The 15,786-nt window shown below is 48.3% G+C and carries 16 protein-coding genes; 2 read left to right on the plus strand and 14 right to left on the minus strand.

The window, feature by feature from the left end:
* The first annotated feature begins 172 nt into the window (after positions 1-172).
* Together GPL15_RS15375 and GPL15_RS15380 are read left to right on the plus strand one after the other, a co-directional pair.
* Positions 173-436, plus strand: a complete 264-nt coding sequence (locus tag GPL15_RS15375; RefSeq protein WP_215699568.1) for a type II toxin-antitoxin system RelB/DinJ family antitoxin — start codon at positions 173-175, stop codon at positions 434-436.
* On the plus strand, positions 429-692 hold the full coding sequence (locus GPL15_RS15380; protein ID WP_215699569.1) for a Txe/YoeB family addiction module toxin: 264 nt from the start codon (positions 429-431) through the stop codon (positions 690-692). Before GPL15_RS15375 ends, GPL15_RS15380 begins: the two co-directional genes overlap by 8 nt.
* 126 nt (positions 693-818) lie before the next feature.
* Here the strand turns inward: GPL15_RS15380 and GPL15_RS15385 are convergent, their stop codons facing one another.
* The 14 genes from GPL15_RS15385 to GPL15_RS15450 form a co-directional block, all read right to left on the minus strand.
* Positions 819-2,456, minus strand: a complete 1,638-nt coding sequence (locus GPL15_RS15385) for an ATP-binding cassette domain-containing protein (protein ID WP_215699570.1) — start codon at positions 2,454-2,456, stop codon at positions 819-821.
* A gap of 344 nt (positions 2,457-2,800) precedes the next feature.
* Complete coding sequence (locus GPL15_RS15390) at positions 2,801-5,329, minus strand: HD domain-containing phosphohydrolase (protein WP_215699571.1); 2,529 nt, start codon at positions 5,327-5,329, stop codon at positions 2,801-2,803.
* A complete protein-coding gene (locus GPL15_RS15395; RefSeq protein WP_346344986.1) occupies positions 5,326-6,963 on the minus strand; it encodes a GH3 auxin-responsive promoter family protein in 1,638 nt (545 codons plus the stop codon). The genes GPL15_RS15390 and GPL15_RS15395 overlap by 4 nt, the downstream gene beginning before the upstream one ends.
* 14 nt (positions 6,964-6,977) lie before the next feature.
* A complete protein-coding gene (locus GPL15_RS15400) occupies positions 6,978-7,559 on the minus strand; it encodes a hypothetical protein (RefSeq protein WP_215699572.1) in 582 nt (193 codons plus the stop codon).
* Between the two features lie 360 nt (positions 7,560-7,919).
* Complete coding sequence (locus GPL15_RS15405; RefSeq protein WP_215699573.1) at positions 7,920-8,681, minus strand: amino acid ABC transporter ATP-binding protein; 762 nt, start codon at positions 8,679-8,681, stop codon at positions 7,920-7,922.
* A gap of 13 nt (positions 8,682-8,694) precedes the next feature.
* Positions 8,695-9,357, minus strand: a complete 663-nt coding sequence (locus tag GPL15_RS15410; protein ID WP_215699574.1) for an amino acid ABC transporter permease — start codon at positions 9,355-9,357, stop codon at positions 8,695-8,697.
* Between the two features lie 15 nt (positions 9,358-9,372).
* Positions 9,373-9,555, minus strand: coding sequence for a hypothetical protein (locus GPL15_RS15415; protein ID WP_215699575.1), 183 nt, complete (start codon positions 9,553-9,555; stop codon positions 9,373-9,375).
* Between the two features lie 53 nt (positions 9,556-9,608).
* Positions 9,609-10,565 (minus strand): amino acid ABC transporter substrate-binding protein, encoded by a 957-nt coding sequence (locus tag GPL15_RS15420; RefSeq protein ID WP_215699576.1) that lies wholly within the window; start codon positions 10,563-10,565, stop codon positions 9,609-9,611.
* A 223-nt stretch (positions 10,566-10,788) separates the two neighbouring features.
* Complete coding sequence (locus GPL15_RS15425; protein ID WP_215699577.1) at positions 10,789-10,941, minus strand: hypothetical protein; 153 nt, start codon at positions 10,939-10,941, stop codon at positions 10,789-10,791.
* A gap of 98 nt (positions 10,942-11,039) precedes the next feature.
* Complete coding sequence (malQ, locus tag GPL15_RS15430; protein WP_252198452.1) at positions 11,040-12,542, minus strand: 4-alpha-glucanotransferase; 1,503 nt, start codon at positions 12,540-12,542, stop codon at positions 11,040-11,042.
* Positions 12,543-12,553: 11 nt separating this feature from the next.
* Complete coding sequence (locus tag GPL15_RS15435; protein WP_215699578.1) at positions 12,554-12,973, minus strand: HIT family protein; 420 nt, start codon at positions 12,971-12,973, stop codon at positions 12,554-12,556.
* Between the two features lie 154 nt (positions 12,974-13,127).
* Entirely contained in the window at positions 13,128-14,402 is a 1,275-nt protein-coding gene (locus GPL15_RS15440; protein ID WP_215699579.1) for a dihydroorotase, read from the minus strand.
* 20 nt (positions 14,403-14,422) lie between these two features.
* Positions 14,423-15,118 carry an MBL fold metallo-hydrolase gene (locus tag GPL15_RS15445; protein ID WP_215699580.1) on the minus strand — a complete coding sequence of 232 codons (696 nt, stop codon included), beginning with the start codon at positions 15,116-15,118 and terminating at the stop codon, positions 14,423-14,425.
* A 45-nt stretch (positions 15,119-15,163) separates the two neighbouring features.
* Positions 15,164-15,550: a zinc ribbon domain-containing protein gene (locus GPL15_RS15450; RefSeq protein ID WP_215699581.1), complete on the minus strand. Its 387-nt coding sequence runs from the start codon at positions 15,548-15,550 to the stop codon at positions 15,164-15,166.
* Positions 15,551-15,786 lie beyond the last annotated feature (236 nt).

A 15,786-nucleotide genomic window follows, 5' to 3' on the forward strand; every position in this document is an offset into this window, starting at 1 on the left:
CTTTTGGTTACAAAAATGGGCTGTTATTTACAACACGGGACTTTTGTAGTACAAACGGGATTCTCGGGCTACAACTCAGCTATATTGAATAATGCGACGGCATCCATACATACATTGTATTGACAAATTGCATTTATTTCGTTATAATGTAAATACAAAAGGAGATGATATTATGGCAACTACTACTGTAACTATTCGTATGGACGAAAACCTCAAAAAACAAGCGGAAATGCTGTTTGATGAAATGGGCTTAAATATGACAACCGCTATTACAATATTTGCCAAGGCTGTTGTCCGACAAAACAAAATTCCCTTTGAAATTGCTGCCGATCCGTTTTACAGTGAATCCAATCAACTGCATCTGCGGAAAGCAATCGCAGACCTTGAAGCTGGGAAAGGACAATTTCACGAATTGATTGAGGCAGACGATGAATAAGCTATGGCAGGATGAAGCATGGGAAGATTATTTGTACTGGAAAAAACAGGACAAAAAAACGCTTAAACGCATAAATCAGCTATTACAAGATATTTCACGGAACGGCTATGACGGAATTGGAAAACCAGAACCATTAAAAGGCGTTTTATCAGGATGGTGGAGCCGTCGAATTGACGATACCAACCGGCTTATTTACCGGATTAATAATGGTATAATTGAAATCGCTCAATGCCGTTCTCATTATGGCGATAGGTAAACGAATGCCCCGAACCAATCACAGTTCGGGGCATTCACATACCAACGTTTAGATCATCCGCCTGCTCCGTGTTTCCAGGATTCCCGGCGTTACTCCTGACAATCTATGAAACTAAAAATAATCACCTCAATCGCAATTCTCCTGAGCCTCAGACAACGTAAACACCTGTCTCTTACGCGCCATCTCATCGCTCTCCAGATACTCATCATAAGTGGTGATCTTATCAATCAACTGTCCATTGACAATTTCCATAATCCGGTTAGCCGTTGTCTGCACGATCTGATGGTCTCTGGAGGAGAAAATCAGCACGCCCGGGAACTTCACAAGACCGTTGTTTAACGCTGTGATAGCCTCCATATCCAAATGGTCGGTAGGCTCATCCAGCATCAGCACATTGGCGCCTGAAATCATCAGCTTGGAAAGCATACAGCGCACTTTCTCACCACCGGAAAGAATGCGCACTTTTTTCACGCCGTCTTCACCGGCAAACAGCATGCGGCCCAGGAAACCGCGGACATACGTCACATCTTTTTCCGGCGAATACTGGGTCAGCCAGTCCACAATCGTATCGTCATTGTCGAATTCCGCTGTGTTGTCCTTGGGGAAATAAGACTGGGTTGTGGTAAGGCCCCACTTATAGCTGCCGGAATCCGGCTCCATCTCCCCTGCCAGGATCTGGAATAAAATGGTTTTGGCATGTTCATTGGGTCCCACCAAAGCCACTTTATCATCTCTGTTGAGCGTAAATGAAATATTATCCAGCACCTTCACTCCGTCAATGGTCTTTGTAAGTCCTTCAACAGTCAGGACTTCGTTGCCGATCTCACGGGACGGACGGAAATCGATATATGGGTACTTACGGCTGGACGGTTTGATATCGTCCAGTTCGATTTTTTCAAGGGCGCGCTTACGGGATGTCGCCTGCTTTGATTTGGATGCGTTGGCGGAGAATCTCTGGATGAATTCCTGTAATTCCTTGATCTTCTCCTCTTTCTTGCGGTTCTGTTCCTTCATCTGTTTCACCATCAACTGGCTGGATTCATACCAGAAATCATAGTTTCCGGCATACAGCTGGATCTTGCCGTAATCGATGTCCGCAGTATGCGTACAAACTTTATTCAGGAAATAACGGTCATGGGATACCACAATTACCGTATTTTCAAAATTGATCAAAAACTCTTCCAGCCATGCGATGGCGTCCAGATCCAAATGGTTGGTCGGCTCGTCCAGAAGCAGGATGTCCGGGTTGCCAAACAAAGCCTGGGCCAGCAGGACTTTGACCTTCTGGGCGCCGGTTAAATCTTTTAAAAGGCTGTAATGGAGATCGCTTTCGATACCGAGGCCATTTAACAGGTTGGCCGCATCGGATTCCGCCTCCCATCCGTTCATTTCCGCGAATTCACTTTCCAGTTCCGCCGCTTTGATGCCGTCTTCGTCAGTAAAATCTTCCTTCATGTAGATGGCGTCTTTTTCCTTCATGATTTCGTACAGCCTGGCATTTCCCATAATGACGGTGTCCAAAACCTGATATTCATCGTATTTAAAATGATCCTGCTGCAGGAAAGAAAGTCTCTGGCCGGCGGTGATAACAATGTCGCCCGTAGTTGACTCCAGCTGCCCGGATAAAATTTTTAAAAATGTTGACTTCCCGGCGCCGTTGGCACCGATCAGACCATAACAGTTACCTTCTGTAAATTTGATATTTACATCTTCGAATAATGCTTTTTTACCAACTCTCAGTGTGACATTATTTGCGCTAATCATATCCTATACCTTTCTATCCCTCTGCTTTCACAAAATAGTTTTCATAAAAAAGAAGGGTCAGTATCTGGCCCCATCTGTAGTATCACTATCATTGTACAGGAAAATCCTGATTTTGCAAGTGTTTTTCAACGTCTTTGCGTATTTTTCATAAAAAAAATGCCAATTCCCAAAAATCTTTGTGCACACTCATAATCGACTTCTTTTTGTGGGTGTGATATTATAATTAACGTAAACCCCCCCAATACATTATATAGTTTTTGCTACACCCCATAAGAAACGAAATACCTTCTCCTAAAAAGACCAGCTACCCCGGCTGGTCTTTTTGTTTTCTCTTTTTATTTTTTCTATTTCTGTTCTGTATCATTCACTTTGACCGTCCCATTCTTAATTAATTCCAGGAATACAGGAACCAGCATGGGATCAAACTGGCGGCCCGACTGACTTATCAGCTCTTCGCAGGCGAATTCCACCGTGTACGCTTTCTTATAACTTCTGGCTGATGTCATGGCGTCAAACGCATCCGCAATGGCCAGGCATCTGGCCCCGATGGGCAGGTCTTCCCCGGCAATTCCCCTGGGATACCCCCGGCCGTCCCAGCGTTCGTGATGGCCTACAACCGCCGGTATCACATAGTCCAGGCTGGGCAGGTGACGGATAATCGCGATGGAATGTTCCACATGGCTTTTCATGATGTCGTATTCTTCCTCATCCAGCCTGCCCGGCTTTCTAAGAATGTGCTCCGGAACGGCGATCTTACCGATGTCGTGAAGCAGGGCGGCTTCGTGGATAATGCGGACGTGTTCGTCATTTAACCCGGCCGCTTTGGCCAGCGCTGAGGCGTAATCGGCCACATTTTGGCTGTGCTGGAAGGTGTAGTGGTCTTTGGCGTCAATGGCCGCCGTCAGCGCGTAGATGGTGGCCGCATATTCCTCGTAATTGCTTTCCAGGATGTTGGAAGCGGTGTTTATATCGTCCCCGCTCCGCTCTCCCATGGTGTATTGGCAGATCTTATTTTTGCCGCTTCTCTTGGCATTGTACACCGCCATATCCGTATTTTCCAGCAGTTCCTTTACTGTGGACGCGCAGTAAGGGGCCACACAGATTCCGCCGCAGACCGTCAGTTTTTTGAGCCTTGCCCCATCGGAATTCTTGTCGATCTTCCCGATCTGGCTGCGGATATTTTCAGCCAGATTCATGGTCTGAAGCGCATTATAGCCCGGCAGGCTCACCGCGAATTCCTTGCCTCCGTAGCGGCAGGACGTCCCGTTGCTCCCCACAGTGCTGTCGATAATCTGCGCAATCCGCTGAAGGGCTTTGTCCCCTTCATAAGTGCCGTACAACTGGTTAAACAGCTTAAAATCATCCACATTCAGTATCAGCAGGGCCAGGGAATCCTGCCTCTTGGCATCGTATTCCTCCTGAAGCGCCTGCATGAATGATTTCCGGTTCAGCAGGCCGGTAAGCTGGTCCGTCGTGGCTTCCCGCTTGGCCCTCTCATAGAGGCTTGCATTTTTCACAGCCACGGAGGCGATGGACTGGACCGATTCCAGAAAAGAGATATCGTCAAAGGTAAAATCGCTTCCCCTCTGTTTTTCTCCCAGGAGCACCACTCCCGCCAGCACCCCGTCGCTTTTCAGCGGCAGAATGCAGCTTGCCCTGAGTTCGTAAATCAGCCGTTTTTCCTCTTCCCACATGGATTTATAGGTAGCCGACCGTTTGAACTCCTTCACCATCAGCGCATGGTCCCTGTCCTTAAACCAGGTGATACACGGGTTATCCGCAGAAATGGAAAATCCCCTGATATCCAGCGGAGCCGCAGACTGAACCGGCTTATAATGGCGCTTCGTATCATCCAGCAGGCACACATAAGCCTTTTTCACATGGATGGCCGAACAGATCACATCCACGAGCAGGGCCAAAACTTCCTTGATCTCCAGGCTGTTTGACACTGCCATGGTAAACTCCTTTAAGAGATCATTCTGAACCTGTTCTTCTTTTAAAAACAGATTGTTAAATATCATCTGCATGATCTGGTAGACAGACATCATGAAGACCGCAAAGAGAATCGCTATGATCAGGATGGAATAATGTTCCACCTGCGGATAATACCGCAGCAGAACACTCTCCATCGGATTAATCAGGTAAGCGCCCATCACGGAACACAGAAGCATGGCCTCCGCCATCACAACTCCCCGGGACACCAAAAGCGTCATCCGAAACAGCCGTTTCCTGTAAAGCGCATAGAACATCAGACAGGCGTTGACGATCCCGGACAGCGTATCCCACGGGAAATAATTGCCTGGAATGATGGAAACCAGATTGCCCACCACCATGATGGGAAGCCCGATCATCACAGGCATCAGGCTGTTTAACGGAACATCCCGTTCCTTAACGCCGTAAGACACCATGCCGATGCCATGAATCATCATCAGCACCAGAAATACGGTGGGAATGCCGATGGTCCACGTGGTATGGTAAACGAAGATGGCATTTCCATTGGGAAGATGCACCAGTTCAGGCACTTTTAAAAACAGTTGGAAATGGGTCAGCACCAGCATGACCACCGTTCCCAGCATCCAAAGTTTCTTCGCGTATTTGTCACTGGAATCCACCAGATGATAGACGAACTGATATGCCATCAGAGGGATCGCAAACAGGGCCAGGATCGAGACTTCGTACCAAAATTCATACCCGGGATAAACCTGTAATCTCATCAGCATAGAACCGCCGGTCCAAAGGAGACAGCAGGCCAGAAGCCGTATAAATGACTGTATTATATTATTTTTCTTAGCCGAAAGCAGCGCTATCATCAGAAAGAGATAACAGGCAACCGCAAGGATCGGCACCCAGATAAACGGGATATTCACATTCATTGGCCGTACCTCCATTCAGCGCCGTCCGGCCGGCTGTCAAATTTCAAAAATTCCGACAGCTCAAATGCCGACGGGTTCACCCTTCTCAATTTCTTTCCCGTCTTTTTCGCATATTCATCCACCATACCGCATTTCAATATGGTGATCTGCAGCGGTTCAATTCCCAGCATTTTCTTCAAATCCCTGTAATCCGTATCAAAGTATGTAAAATACACCTCCAAATGTTCCTTCAGGATCTGTTTGCTGACGGCGATGTGATCCAGCTCTTTGGGATCCATTTCCACGTAAAGATGGAGATAGGGCCTCCTTTTGCCGTCAAATTCCTTTTTGGCAATCCAATGTTTCACCGCCAGCCCGGAAAGTTTCACCACCTCTTCAATGGAATGTTCCGTAATTCTGGTAAATCCCGCAATATCGATCACCGTCGGCACACGGTCTAAAAATACCAGTTGGGGAAGGGAGGTGCTCTTATCCCCGCCTGTGCTGATGCACCGGAACATGTCGCCTATCCTGTAACGGGCAAATGCGCCGCCCTTTAACACAGTGATCACAAGCTCATAATTGTGATCCGCTGTCAGTTCATTCATGAGCACTGTGGCCGGCCGGTAGGAAGGATCGGCCTGTTCCTTATAAAATTCATCTTCCGGTATGAATTCGTAAAAGCAGTTATCCGGGAAAAATACCATTCCATTGCGGGTCTGGGTTTCCGTCGCCGCCATGGACACCTCGGTTCCCGCGAAGATTTCAAGGGGTTTCAGCCCCCACGCCTCCTTCAGCGCCTCTTTGTAAGAGGCCGTGTCCGTCCCGGCGCACACCAGGGATTTCAGTTTAAATAAATCCTTGGGCTTGATCTCACGCCCTTCCTTACTGCATTGGAATTTGGCCCTCAGATAACGGTAAATCATCTTAGGCCTCATATGAATGGCTTTCTTCAGCACACTTCCCGAGGAACCGCTTTTAATGGATTCGGAAAAATTCTCGGTTACGTAATAGATTACACTGCTGAGGCCGAAAAAGAGGTCGATCCCCTGCTGCATTGCCAGGGAAAACCCTTTCCGGTTCCTCTCCCCGAAGGACATGCTGAGGGCCTCCTTAACCGGCGGCAGGAATTTAAAATCCACTTCCTCCGCAAATATCACCGGAAACAGCCCTGTCACATAGGGAAGGGGCGCCAGCCCGAACAACACCCTGTCCCCATTCTGCTGCCTGGCCTTCTGGGTGTCTCCGCAGGCCCCCAGCACCGTCACCGCAAACAGGTTGTTCTTGAACACATCCAGCATGGCCCTGGTATAGGGCGCCACTTTTATCGGATGTTTCCCGCCTTCCCAGGTGGTCTGAAGCCAGATCACCGGTTCCCCCGGCAGCATATCGCTCTGCTTACTCAATAAAATATCGGCATAATCCCCATATGTGGTAAGCGGAACCACCCGTCTGAAATCCTCCACGGTCTGAGGCTTTTTTCCGTTCAAAAACTTCTGCCCCAGCCCGCTGGCGGTCCATACTTGAATCTGTTCCTCCATCAGCCGGTACTGGATTCCCATATATTCGTCCATCGACAAATCCAGAAAACCGCAGTACTCCTGCCATATTTCTTTATGTAACTGTTTTTTTACCTTCTGTCCGTATGTCAACACGGTTCTTCCCCCCACTATTTTCTTCCGTACCTGGTCTTCAGATCATTTACACACTTCCTCACACTGTCCCGGCTGGGAATCAGGAAAGGCGCCTCCTCTCTGTATTCCGCATATCCCTCAAATAAGGCAGGAAAGATGTAAACATCCTGAAGCCATACATAGATCAGGTTCAGCGCCGTAAAACACAGGCCTGCAATAAGCATCACCGGACGCCCCAGCGCCAGCCCCCAAAACAGGTAGAAACCTGCCAGGAAAACCACTCCCGGATGGCGGCACAACGCATATACCCCGTCTTTGCAGATCTTTTGTCCGGAACCTTCTATATAAGCTTCCTGAAACGGAATTGCAAAAAACAACGTGTACACCAACAGAAACAAATGAAGCCCTGCCAGCAAATAAAAAACAGCAACAGTAAGGAAACCGACCGGATAGTCGCTTTCAAAAACTGTCACTGAAAGTTTTAACGTCACAGAGAACAACACAACAACACCAATGAGAAACAAAGGTTTCATATAAGTGCGGTTGGATTTGATCTGATTCATATCATAAAGAATAAACAATGGGAAACTAATGCAGCCAATGCAGATCCAAATCATGGCCTTTTCTCCTTCTGTGCGTTATTTAAGCTAAATTTTCGGTTATTCACTACATCATTGTAACAAATTGGAGAAATAAACACAACTATTTTTCTTTCTATACTAAATATTATTTTTTTGCAGCCGTTCATGCGGCAGAGAATTGGTTAAGAAGGCCATGTTAAGACAGCTCACAGTTACAGTTTTTCATCACAAAAATTTGCGGATACATAAAAATAAGCCGGGCAGACGGCCGCATATGCAGACATCCCTTCCGGCTTATTCCAAGCTTGCGCTTAGTTGTCCTTTTCATTTCCACTTCCGCCAGGCCTCTTCCTGGCCTTTGCCGCCATACTCCCGTCCCCGCTCGTTTTTGCTTTTTTACTGCTGCAAATAACGTCCCAAAAAGCTCTTGGTTCTCTCGTTATCCGACGCAAAGACTTCCTCCGGTTTTCCCTCTTCCACAATCACCCCGTCGGACATGAAAATCACCCGGTCGGAAATCTCTTTCGCGAACGCCATTTCATGGGTCACGATCACCATGGCGATATCCAGGTCCGCCAGAGATTTTATTACCTTTAAAACCTCTCCGGTCAGTTCCGGGTCAAGGGCCGATGTGGGCTCGTCGAAAAACAGGATTTTCGGATTTAAAGCCAGAGCGCGGGCGATGGCCACACGCTGGCACTGGCCTCCTGAAAGCTGGCAGGGATAGGCATTTTCCTTGTCCTCCAGCCCCATTTTTTTAAGCAGCGCCCGGGCTTCTTCATAAACCTCTTCCTTTTTCCGCTTCTGTACGGCTATGGGAGCGTCCGTAATATTTTTCATCACGGAATAGTGGGGAAACAGGTTGAAATTTTGAAATACCAGCCCGTACTGGCTCTGTATTTTCTTTAACTGGCTTTTCTTCGCATAGACGGCTTTCCCGTCAGTTCCGGTCCACGCCGCCTTTTCTCCCAGATAAATGATTTCCCCGCTGTCCATTTCCTCCAGCATGGTGGCACAGCGCAAAAGGGTGGATTTGCCGGAACCGGACGGGCCTATGACCGATACGATTTCCCCTTCCTGAACGCCCAGGGAAATGTCCCGCAGCACGCCCAGGCCGTCAAATGATTTCTTAATATGGTTCATCTGCAATAAATACATCCCGTTTTCCCTCCTACTGATAATATGACAGTTTCTTTTCAGCCAATTCCATGACAGCCGCCACGATCAGGTTGAACAGGTAGTAAAAAAGACCTGCCGCCACAAATGGAACAAGGCTGACCTGGGAGGATGCCAGGGATTTCGCGATGGTGAACATTTCCAGCACACTGATGGTAAATGCCAGTGACGTGTCCTTCACCAGCGTGATCACTTCATTTGTTACCGAAGGAAGGATTCTTTTGATCACCTGTGGAAGGATGATCCTGAAAAATGTCATCGATTTCCCATATCCCAGAAGTTTTGCCGCCTCATACTGCCCCACCGGCATGGACTGGATGCCGCTCCGGTAAATTTCAGCGAAATAAGCCGCGTAATTGATCACAAATCCGATAAACGCGGCCCATAAACGGTAGCTGTTGCTGATTTTAATCCCAAACAGATAATAAGGGCCGTAATAGACAACCATGAGCTGAAGCATCAGCGGCGTCCCCCTCATGACGGAAATATAAAATTTAACCAGCATGGACACAAGCTTATTTTTAGACATGCGCCCAAAAGCCACAATTAATCCCAGCGGCAGGGAAAATACCAGCGTCACCGCAAAAATCTGGATGCTGACCCACATCCCGGACACCAGTTGTCCCCCCGTACTCAATAGCTGCGATGCCAACTCCATTTGAATCTCCTCCATTCATGTGTTTTCTTTGGCATAAAAACTTGACAATCGGTCAGGCCCTCTCACCCGGGCGCAAAAAAGCTGCTGCAAAATGCCGGAACCGGCCGGGCCGGCGATCCGTCTGTGAATCCCATTCTGCAGCAGCCCTGCTTCATTTATCTGCCAATTGTCGGCGGCTCCGATTCTTTTATCTGTCAATCGTCGGCAGCCCCGATTCTTTTATCTGCCAATCGTCGGCAGCCACGATTTATTTATCTGCCAATCGTTGTGATGTCTCTGCCGAACCATTTCTCAGAAATCGCCTTTAACGTTCCGTCTTCGGCCATGGCTTCCAGCTCCGCCTGTACAGCGTCTCTCAACGCCGTATTTCCCTTTTTAAAGCCGATTGCGTACTCTTCTTCCGACAGCTGGTCGTCCAGAATCACAAATTCACCGGTCTTCTTCTTTTCAATCTGATAACCGGCAACGATAACATCCATGGCGATGGCGTCAACCGCTCCCATCTCCAGATCGCGGAAAGCTGTGTTATAATCAGGTGTTGTCTGCAAGGTTCCAAAAGTTCCGGCCAGATCAGGGAGATCCTTTAACGCGGCTTCCGCAGAGGAATCGGCCTGGACGGTTACAATCTTTCCTGCCAGTCCGGCCATATCTGTAATTCCGGAATCTTTGGCAACTACAAATACCTGGCTGTTCTTCATATACGGCTCTGACCATGTATAGCCATCTTCCCTGCCGTTCATGGTGAATCCGTTCCAAATGCAGTCAATAGTTTCCGAATTCAGTTCCATGTCCTTAGAATCCCACGGAATGGGCTGGGGAACATACTCCATGCCGAGGCGTTTTGCCACCTCCTGGGCCAGTTCCAGATCAAATCCCGTATAATCTCCATTTTCATCCACAAATCCCATAGGCGGGAAATCCTGGTCGAAACCGACTGTAAAGGTGTCTTTTAACTGGGGATCAGCGGCTTTTACAGTTTCCGTTTTCGCGTCCGCGTCTTTTTTATCTGCCTGTGACGCTGCATTTTCCGCAGATTTCGCCGCCGTTGTTTCAGCTCCTGTTTCCGTTTTAGTCCCTGCTTCTGCTGTTGTTTCCGCCTTTGGGGCAGTTGTTTCAGGCGCCTTTGCTTCTTCCGGTTTGGAACCGCAGGCAGTCAGGCTTAACACCATTCCGGCAGTAAATAATATGCTTACCAATGATTTTTTCATAATATCCTCCATCTTGTATGGCTGTGTGGTTTATTGTTTATTTTATAGGCCATACGTACATTTTCCGTGATTCCGCGTATTGTTATGCGAATCACGTTACCATGGTAGCATAGTAAAGTGTTCTTGTCAACTGATAATGTATAATGCAATAAGGGGAGGCCATCTGACTTTGATATCAGATGGTCCCCCCTATTATCCCGGATCAGCTCTAAGTTTCTTTGCTTTAGTCCCAGCATTGATCCAAATATTTTTTTGCATCTTTACTGCTCAGCGCATAGCTCTCTTCCAGCTCGTTTTGCGTCTCTTCTCTGGTTCTTCCCAGTTTCCGGCAGGTTTTAATTAATATGCGGATACCCTGCTCTAAAACCCTTAACACAGCCTCTTAACATCAACCCCTCAAGCCATTTTGAAAAATGCCTTCGCCCTTTACTGTAAACCCTCAAGCCATTTTCAAAAATCCCTTCGCCCTTTACTTTAAAACCGTCCAAACGTATCCACCAGCCATGACAAATGTCCAATCTGGCTGTCTCCCAGCTGCCCCGGCCTCATCCGCCATTTCCAGTTATTTCCCACGGTTCCCGGCGTATTCATCCTGGCCCAGTTGCCAAACTTCAGCACATCCTGAACCTGGAAAAGCACCACGCTGGCCACCGACGCATAAGCCGTAAACAAAGCCCGGTCAACCAGCTCCTCTTTATGCTGGACTCCCATATAATCCACTATGTACTGGAGTTCCCACCATTCTCTCTTACTCTCGTTAAAATACCCCACCAAAGTCTCATTGTCATGGGTTCCGCCATAGACAACCGAATTCGGCGAGTAATTATAGGGCAGATGTTCATTCTTCCGGTCCCCGCTGAACGCAAATTCCAGAATCTTCATGCCCGGATACCCGGTTTCCTCCAAAAGTTTCTTCACATCCGGGTTAAATACCCCCAGATCTTCCGCAATGATCTTGGTATCTCCGATCACGCTGTCAATGGCGTCGGTCAGCTTTCTGCCCGGCCCTTTCAGCCATTCCCCGGTCTTCCCGTCCTTTGCGCCTCCCGGAATGGCATAATACTCCACCACGCCGATAAAATGATCGATCCGCACCACGTCATACAGCCTCGCCGATGATTTCATCCGGTCTTTCCACCACGCAAAATCCTGCTTTTCGATGGCGTCCCAGTTATAAAGAGGATTCCCCCACAACTGCCCGTCGTCGGAAAATGCATCCGGCGGCACGCCGGCCACCTTTAACGGCTCCAATGTCTCCTGATCCAGCTGGAACAGCTCCGGATGGGTCCACACGTCCGCGCTGTCTAAAGCCACATAGATCGGAATATCCCCGATAATGCTGATTCCCTGTTCATGGGCATATTCCTTTAATTTGTTCCATTGCTCAAAAAATTTATACTGTAAATATTTCCAGTATTCGATGTCCCGGGCCAGCTCTTCTGCATATCTCTTAACCGCCTCCGGCTTACGGAACTTGATATCGTCTTCCCACGCCTGCCATTCCTGATTCTCAAAATGATATTTGCAGGCCATATAAAGGCTGTAATCCTCCAGCCAGTTCTTCTCATCCTGACAGAATTTCAAAAAATCCCTGTCTTCTGAACATCTGCTTCTCTCAAATGCCTTTCTCAAAAGTGGAAAACGATAGTAAAAAATTGCGTCATAAAGTACCTGGTCGTCCTGGTTGCTCCAATGACAGGCGTTAATCTCCTCCTGTGTCAAAAGCCCTTCTTCCTTCAAAGTATCCAGATCGATAAAATAAGGATTTCCCGCAAAGGCCGAAAAAGACTGATAGGGGCTGTCACCATAGCTGGTGGGCCCCAGGGGAAGCACCTGCCAGTACTGCTGTCTGGCCCGCTTCAAAATATCCACGAACTCATAAGCCGCCCGCCCAAATGTTCCGATCCCGTAAGGGGATGGCAAACTTGACACCGGCATCAAAAGGCCGGCGCCGCGCCGCAGCATTGTCTTCATCATCTATACTCCTTCTACAACGCCGCTCTTAACTGCTCAGCCATTGTCTCATATTCTTCATCGGTCAGATAAACCTTATCCGGGTTCATCTGGAACGTGCCGCCCCATTCGTCGCCGCCATTGTATTTGGGCACGATATGCATATGAAGATGGCATCCCGTATCGCCGTAAGCCCCGTAATTCACTTTATCCGGGTGAAATACCTTGTGTACAGCTCTGGCAGCCTTAGCCACATCATTAAAAAATGCCGCCCGCTCCTCGTCGCTGATATCAATCATCTCGCTCACATGATCTTTATACGCCAGAATCACCCGTCCCGGCTTGCTCTGCTCCTTGAAAATATACAAAAATCCCGTATCCATTTCACATACCGGATAAGCGAATTTCGCCGCCAACTCTCCCTGCATACAATATGCACAATTCTGATCTTTCATTCCAGTCTCCTATCTGCCGCTTAAAACGGCCATATCCTATTTTTTATCATAACTGTTCAGACGGCTCATCTTCCTGACCGAAAAAGCCGTCCAAGAAGCATCGGATGGCAACAGTTCAGACAGGTCTGAACTGATACATCGGATGTCCATCATTTTATTCCTGGTCCCTGTATACAATACGCCCGTCACAGATGGTATATTTCACCTTACCCTGAAGGGTTCTGCCTGCAAACGGCGTATTGGAGGACTTGGATGCAAATGTCTCCGGCACCGTCCATTCCTCATTTTCATCGAAAATCACCAGATCAGCCGCAGCTCCGGCCCTGATATACCCCCGGTCCAAATGATACAGTTTCGCCGGATTAAAACTCATCTTTTCCATCAGCTGCAGCGTGGTAATATATCCTTTTTTCACCAATTCGGTAATGCCAAGAGCCAGAGCAGTCTCCAGCCCGATAATGCCGCTGGGAGCCTGGGTCAGCTCTTTCCCTTTTTCCTCCGCACTGTGGGGCGCATGGTCCGTGGCTATGATATCGATGGTTCCGTCCTGGATTCCTTCCAGAATCGCCTGCCGGTCCGCTTCCGTTCTGAGAGGCGGATTCATCTTAGCCAGAGAGCCATGTTCCAACACTGCCTGCTCCGTCAGAGTGAAGTGGTGGGGCGTCACCTCCGCCACCACATTGGCCCCCAGCTCTTTGGCCAGCTTTATCATCTTTACCGCATTTTTCGAACTCATATGCTGGATATTTACCGACGCCTTCGTGTGAAGCGCGATCATGCAGTCCCGGGCCACCAGGGAATCTTCGGCCAGGGCAGGGGAACCGGTGATGCCAAGTTTAGCCGCCGCCTCACCCGCATTTATCCCGTTATTCACGATAAATTCCGGGTCCTCTTCATGGAAACTCAGAGGCACATTAAGCTTTTCCGCCTCTTCCATAGCCCGTTTCACCAGATCGCCGTCCATAAGAGGAATTCCGTCATCCGTAAATCCCACCGCTCCGGCCGCTTTCAGAGCCGCCATGTCCGTCAGCTCTTTCCCCTTCATTCCAACCGAAACACAGGCCGCGGTCAGCACATGAATTGGAGCCTTTTTTCCTTCTTCGATCACATAGCGGAGCGTCTCTTCATTGTCCACAGGGGGCTTTGTATTGGCCATGCAGACCACGCTGGTGAACCCGCCTTTGGCCGCAGCCGCAGCCCCGGTCTGGATATCCTCTTTATAGGTCAGCCCCGGATCACGGAAATGCACATGTACATCGATCAGCCCCGGAGCCACCACCATGCCGGATGCGTCGATCACCGTGTCACAGCCATCCTCAGAAAGTCCGGCCCTCACATTGCGGATCTGGTTCCCGTCAATCAAAATGTCCATCACGCTGTCCATTTTGCTTTTGGGATCGGTTACCCGGCCATTTTTAATTAAAATCATTCCAAAGAATCTCCTTTTCCTCAAATTTCAAAACATTCGCCCTGCTCATGGATGTCGATTACTGCCTCTTTATAATCCTGGGCGCAGGGAAGTTCTTTCAGCTGTTTCATCACCGTATAATCTTCCCAGAAATGCATTGGGAATACCTTTTCGGCCCCCACTTTTTTCATGAAATCATCCACTCCCAGACAGAACATCTCCGCCAGCCTGGGATCGAGGGGAACAAATGCCAGATCGATCTTAGTTCCGGCCATCTTATCAAGCTCCTCGTGGTAGTTAATCACCATCTGTTTATTCCAGTTTTCATCCTCGCCGATCCAGGTCCAGTTGTTCAAATCACCGGCGTGATAGATGCAGGTATCCCCTTCCCAGATCAAAAATGCCACTCCTTCATCGGTGGATTTATACGCCTTCACCTTCAGCCCCGCGGCCTCCAGCTCCTCCCCGGGCCCGATAAACTGTATCTTGGAAAACAGCTCCTGAGGCACCCGTTTTTCCCAGATATCATCCGAAATTACATACTCCGTCTTAGGATATTTCTCAGACAGTTTAAAAATATCCGGCGAAAAATGATCTTCATGCCGGTGGCTTACAAATACCACCAGTTGTTTTTCCGGATCCATCTCAGGGATCTCCCCTTTGAAATAATCAAACAACAGGTAATTCTTCTCCGTCTCCACTAAAAAAGAACTGTGAAAAATGTAAGTAACCCTCATAATATACCTCCTTTATTCGTTCTTTTATATACTCCTTTACACGCTTTAAAACCGTCGCCCGCATTTGGGGCAGAATTCAAAATCTTCCTCAGTTTCGTATCCGCAGTTTTCACATGCCTTGGCCCCAACCGTTCCATAGTAAGGTTTATTTCCCGCCTGAACCAGCGTCAGATCCCGTTCCGTGATCTCCGCCTGCTCTCCCCGAAGAAGGCGTCTTCCCACCTCGCTGTCCAGCTCATAGACCGTACCGCAGCAGGACATTTTCACGTAAAAACGTTTATTCCATTTAAACAGCGGTATGAAGAAAAAACTGAAATACATGTAGGTCATAAAGACCTGATACCGCCCGTAACTGCCGCAGTGGCTGCATATTACGGTCTTTATATATTCGATTGCTTTTGTACCTGAACTGATTCCTCCAATAAAAATCATAGCTGCCTCCGCTTGTCCCTGGGGTTTGTCTGAAAAACTCTGCTACTTAGTATATCATAAAAAGGGGCGGTGTACAATCTTACCCCCTCACGTTTTAAAGTAAGGCGCCAAGGCTTTTTCAGAAATCCCTTCACCCTTTAATGTAAGGCGCCAAGGCTTTTTCCAAAATCCCTTCACCCTTTAATGTGAACCGCCAAGGCTTTTTACAAAATCCCTTCGCCCTTTAATTTAAAGCG

This window comes from Clostridium sp. MCC353, assembly GCF_018785315.1.
Classification (GTDB): Bacteria; Bacillota; Clostridia; order Lachnospirales; family Lachnospiraceae; genus CHH4-2.

Coding starts and splice junctions, on each gene's coding strand:
- GPL15_RS15375 (WP_215699568.1), top strand. CDS start 173: ATGGCAACTACTACTGTAACTATTCGTATGGACGAAAACCTCAAAAAA.
- GPL15_RS15380 (WP_215699569.1), top strand. CDS start 429: ATGAATAAGCTATGGCAGGATGAAGCATGGGAAGATTATTTGTACTGG.
- GPL15_RS15385 (WP_215699570.1), bottom strand. CDS start 2,456: ATGATTAGCGCAAATAATGTCACACTGAGAGTTGGTAAAAAAGCATTA.
- GPL15_RS15390 (WP_215699571.1), bottom strand. CDS start 5,329: ATGAATGTGAATATCCCGTTTATCTGGGTGCCGATCCTTGCGGTTGCC.
- GPL15_RS15400 (WP_215699572.1), bottom strand. CDS start 7,559: ATGATTTGGATCTGCATTGGCTGCATTAGTTTCCCATTGTTTATTCTT.
- GPL15_RS15405 (WP_215699573.1), bottom strand. CDS start 8,681: ATGTATTTATTGCAGATGAACCATATTAAGAAATCATTTGACGGCCTG.
- GPL15_RS15410 (WP_215699574.1), bottom strand. CDS start 9,357: ATGGAGTTGGCATCGCAGCTATTGAGTACGGGGGGACAACTGGTGTCC.
- GPL15_RS15420 (WP_215699576.1), bottom strand. CDS start 10,565: ATGAAAAAATCATTGGTAAGCATATTATTTACTGCCGGAATGGTGTTA.
- malQ (WP_252198452.1), bottom strand. CDS start 12,542: ATGATGAAGACAATGCTGCGGCGCGGCGCCGGCCTTTTGATGCCGGTG.
- GPL15_RS15435 (WP_215699578.1), bottom strand. CDS start 12,973: ATGAAAGATCAGAATTGTGCATATTGTATGCAGGGAGAGTTGGCGGCG.
- GPL15_RS15440 (WP_215699579.1), bottom strand. CDS start 14,402: ATGATTTTAATTAAAAATGGCCGGGTAACCGATCCCAAAAGCAAAATG.
- GPL15_RS15445 (WP_215699580.1), bottom strand. CDS start 15,118: ATGAGGGTTACTTACATTTTTCACAGTTCTTTTTTAGTGGAGACGGAG.
- GPL15_RS15450 (WP_215699581.1), bottom strand. CDS start 15,550: ATGATTTTTATTGGAGGAATCAGTTCAGGTACAAAAGCAATCGAATAT.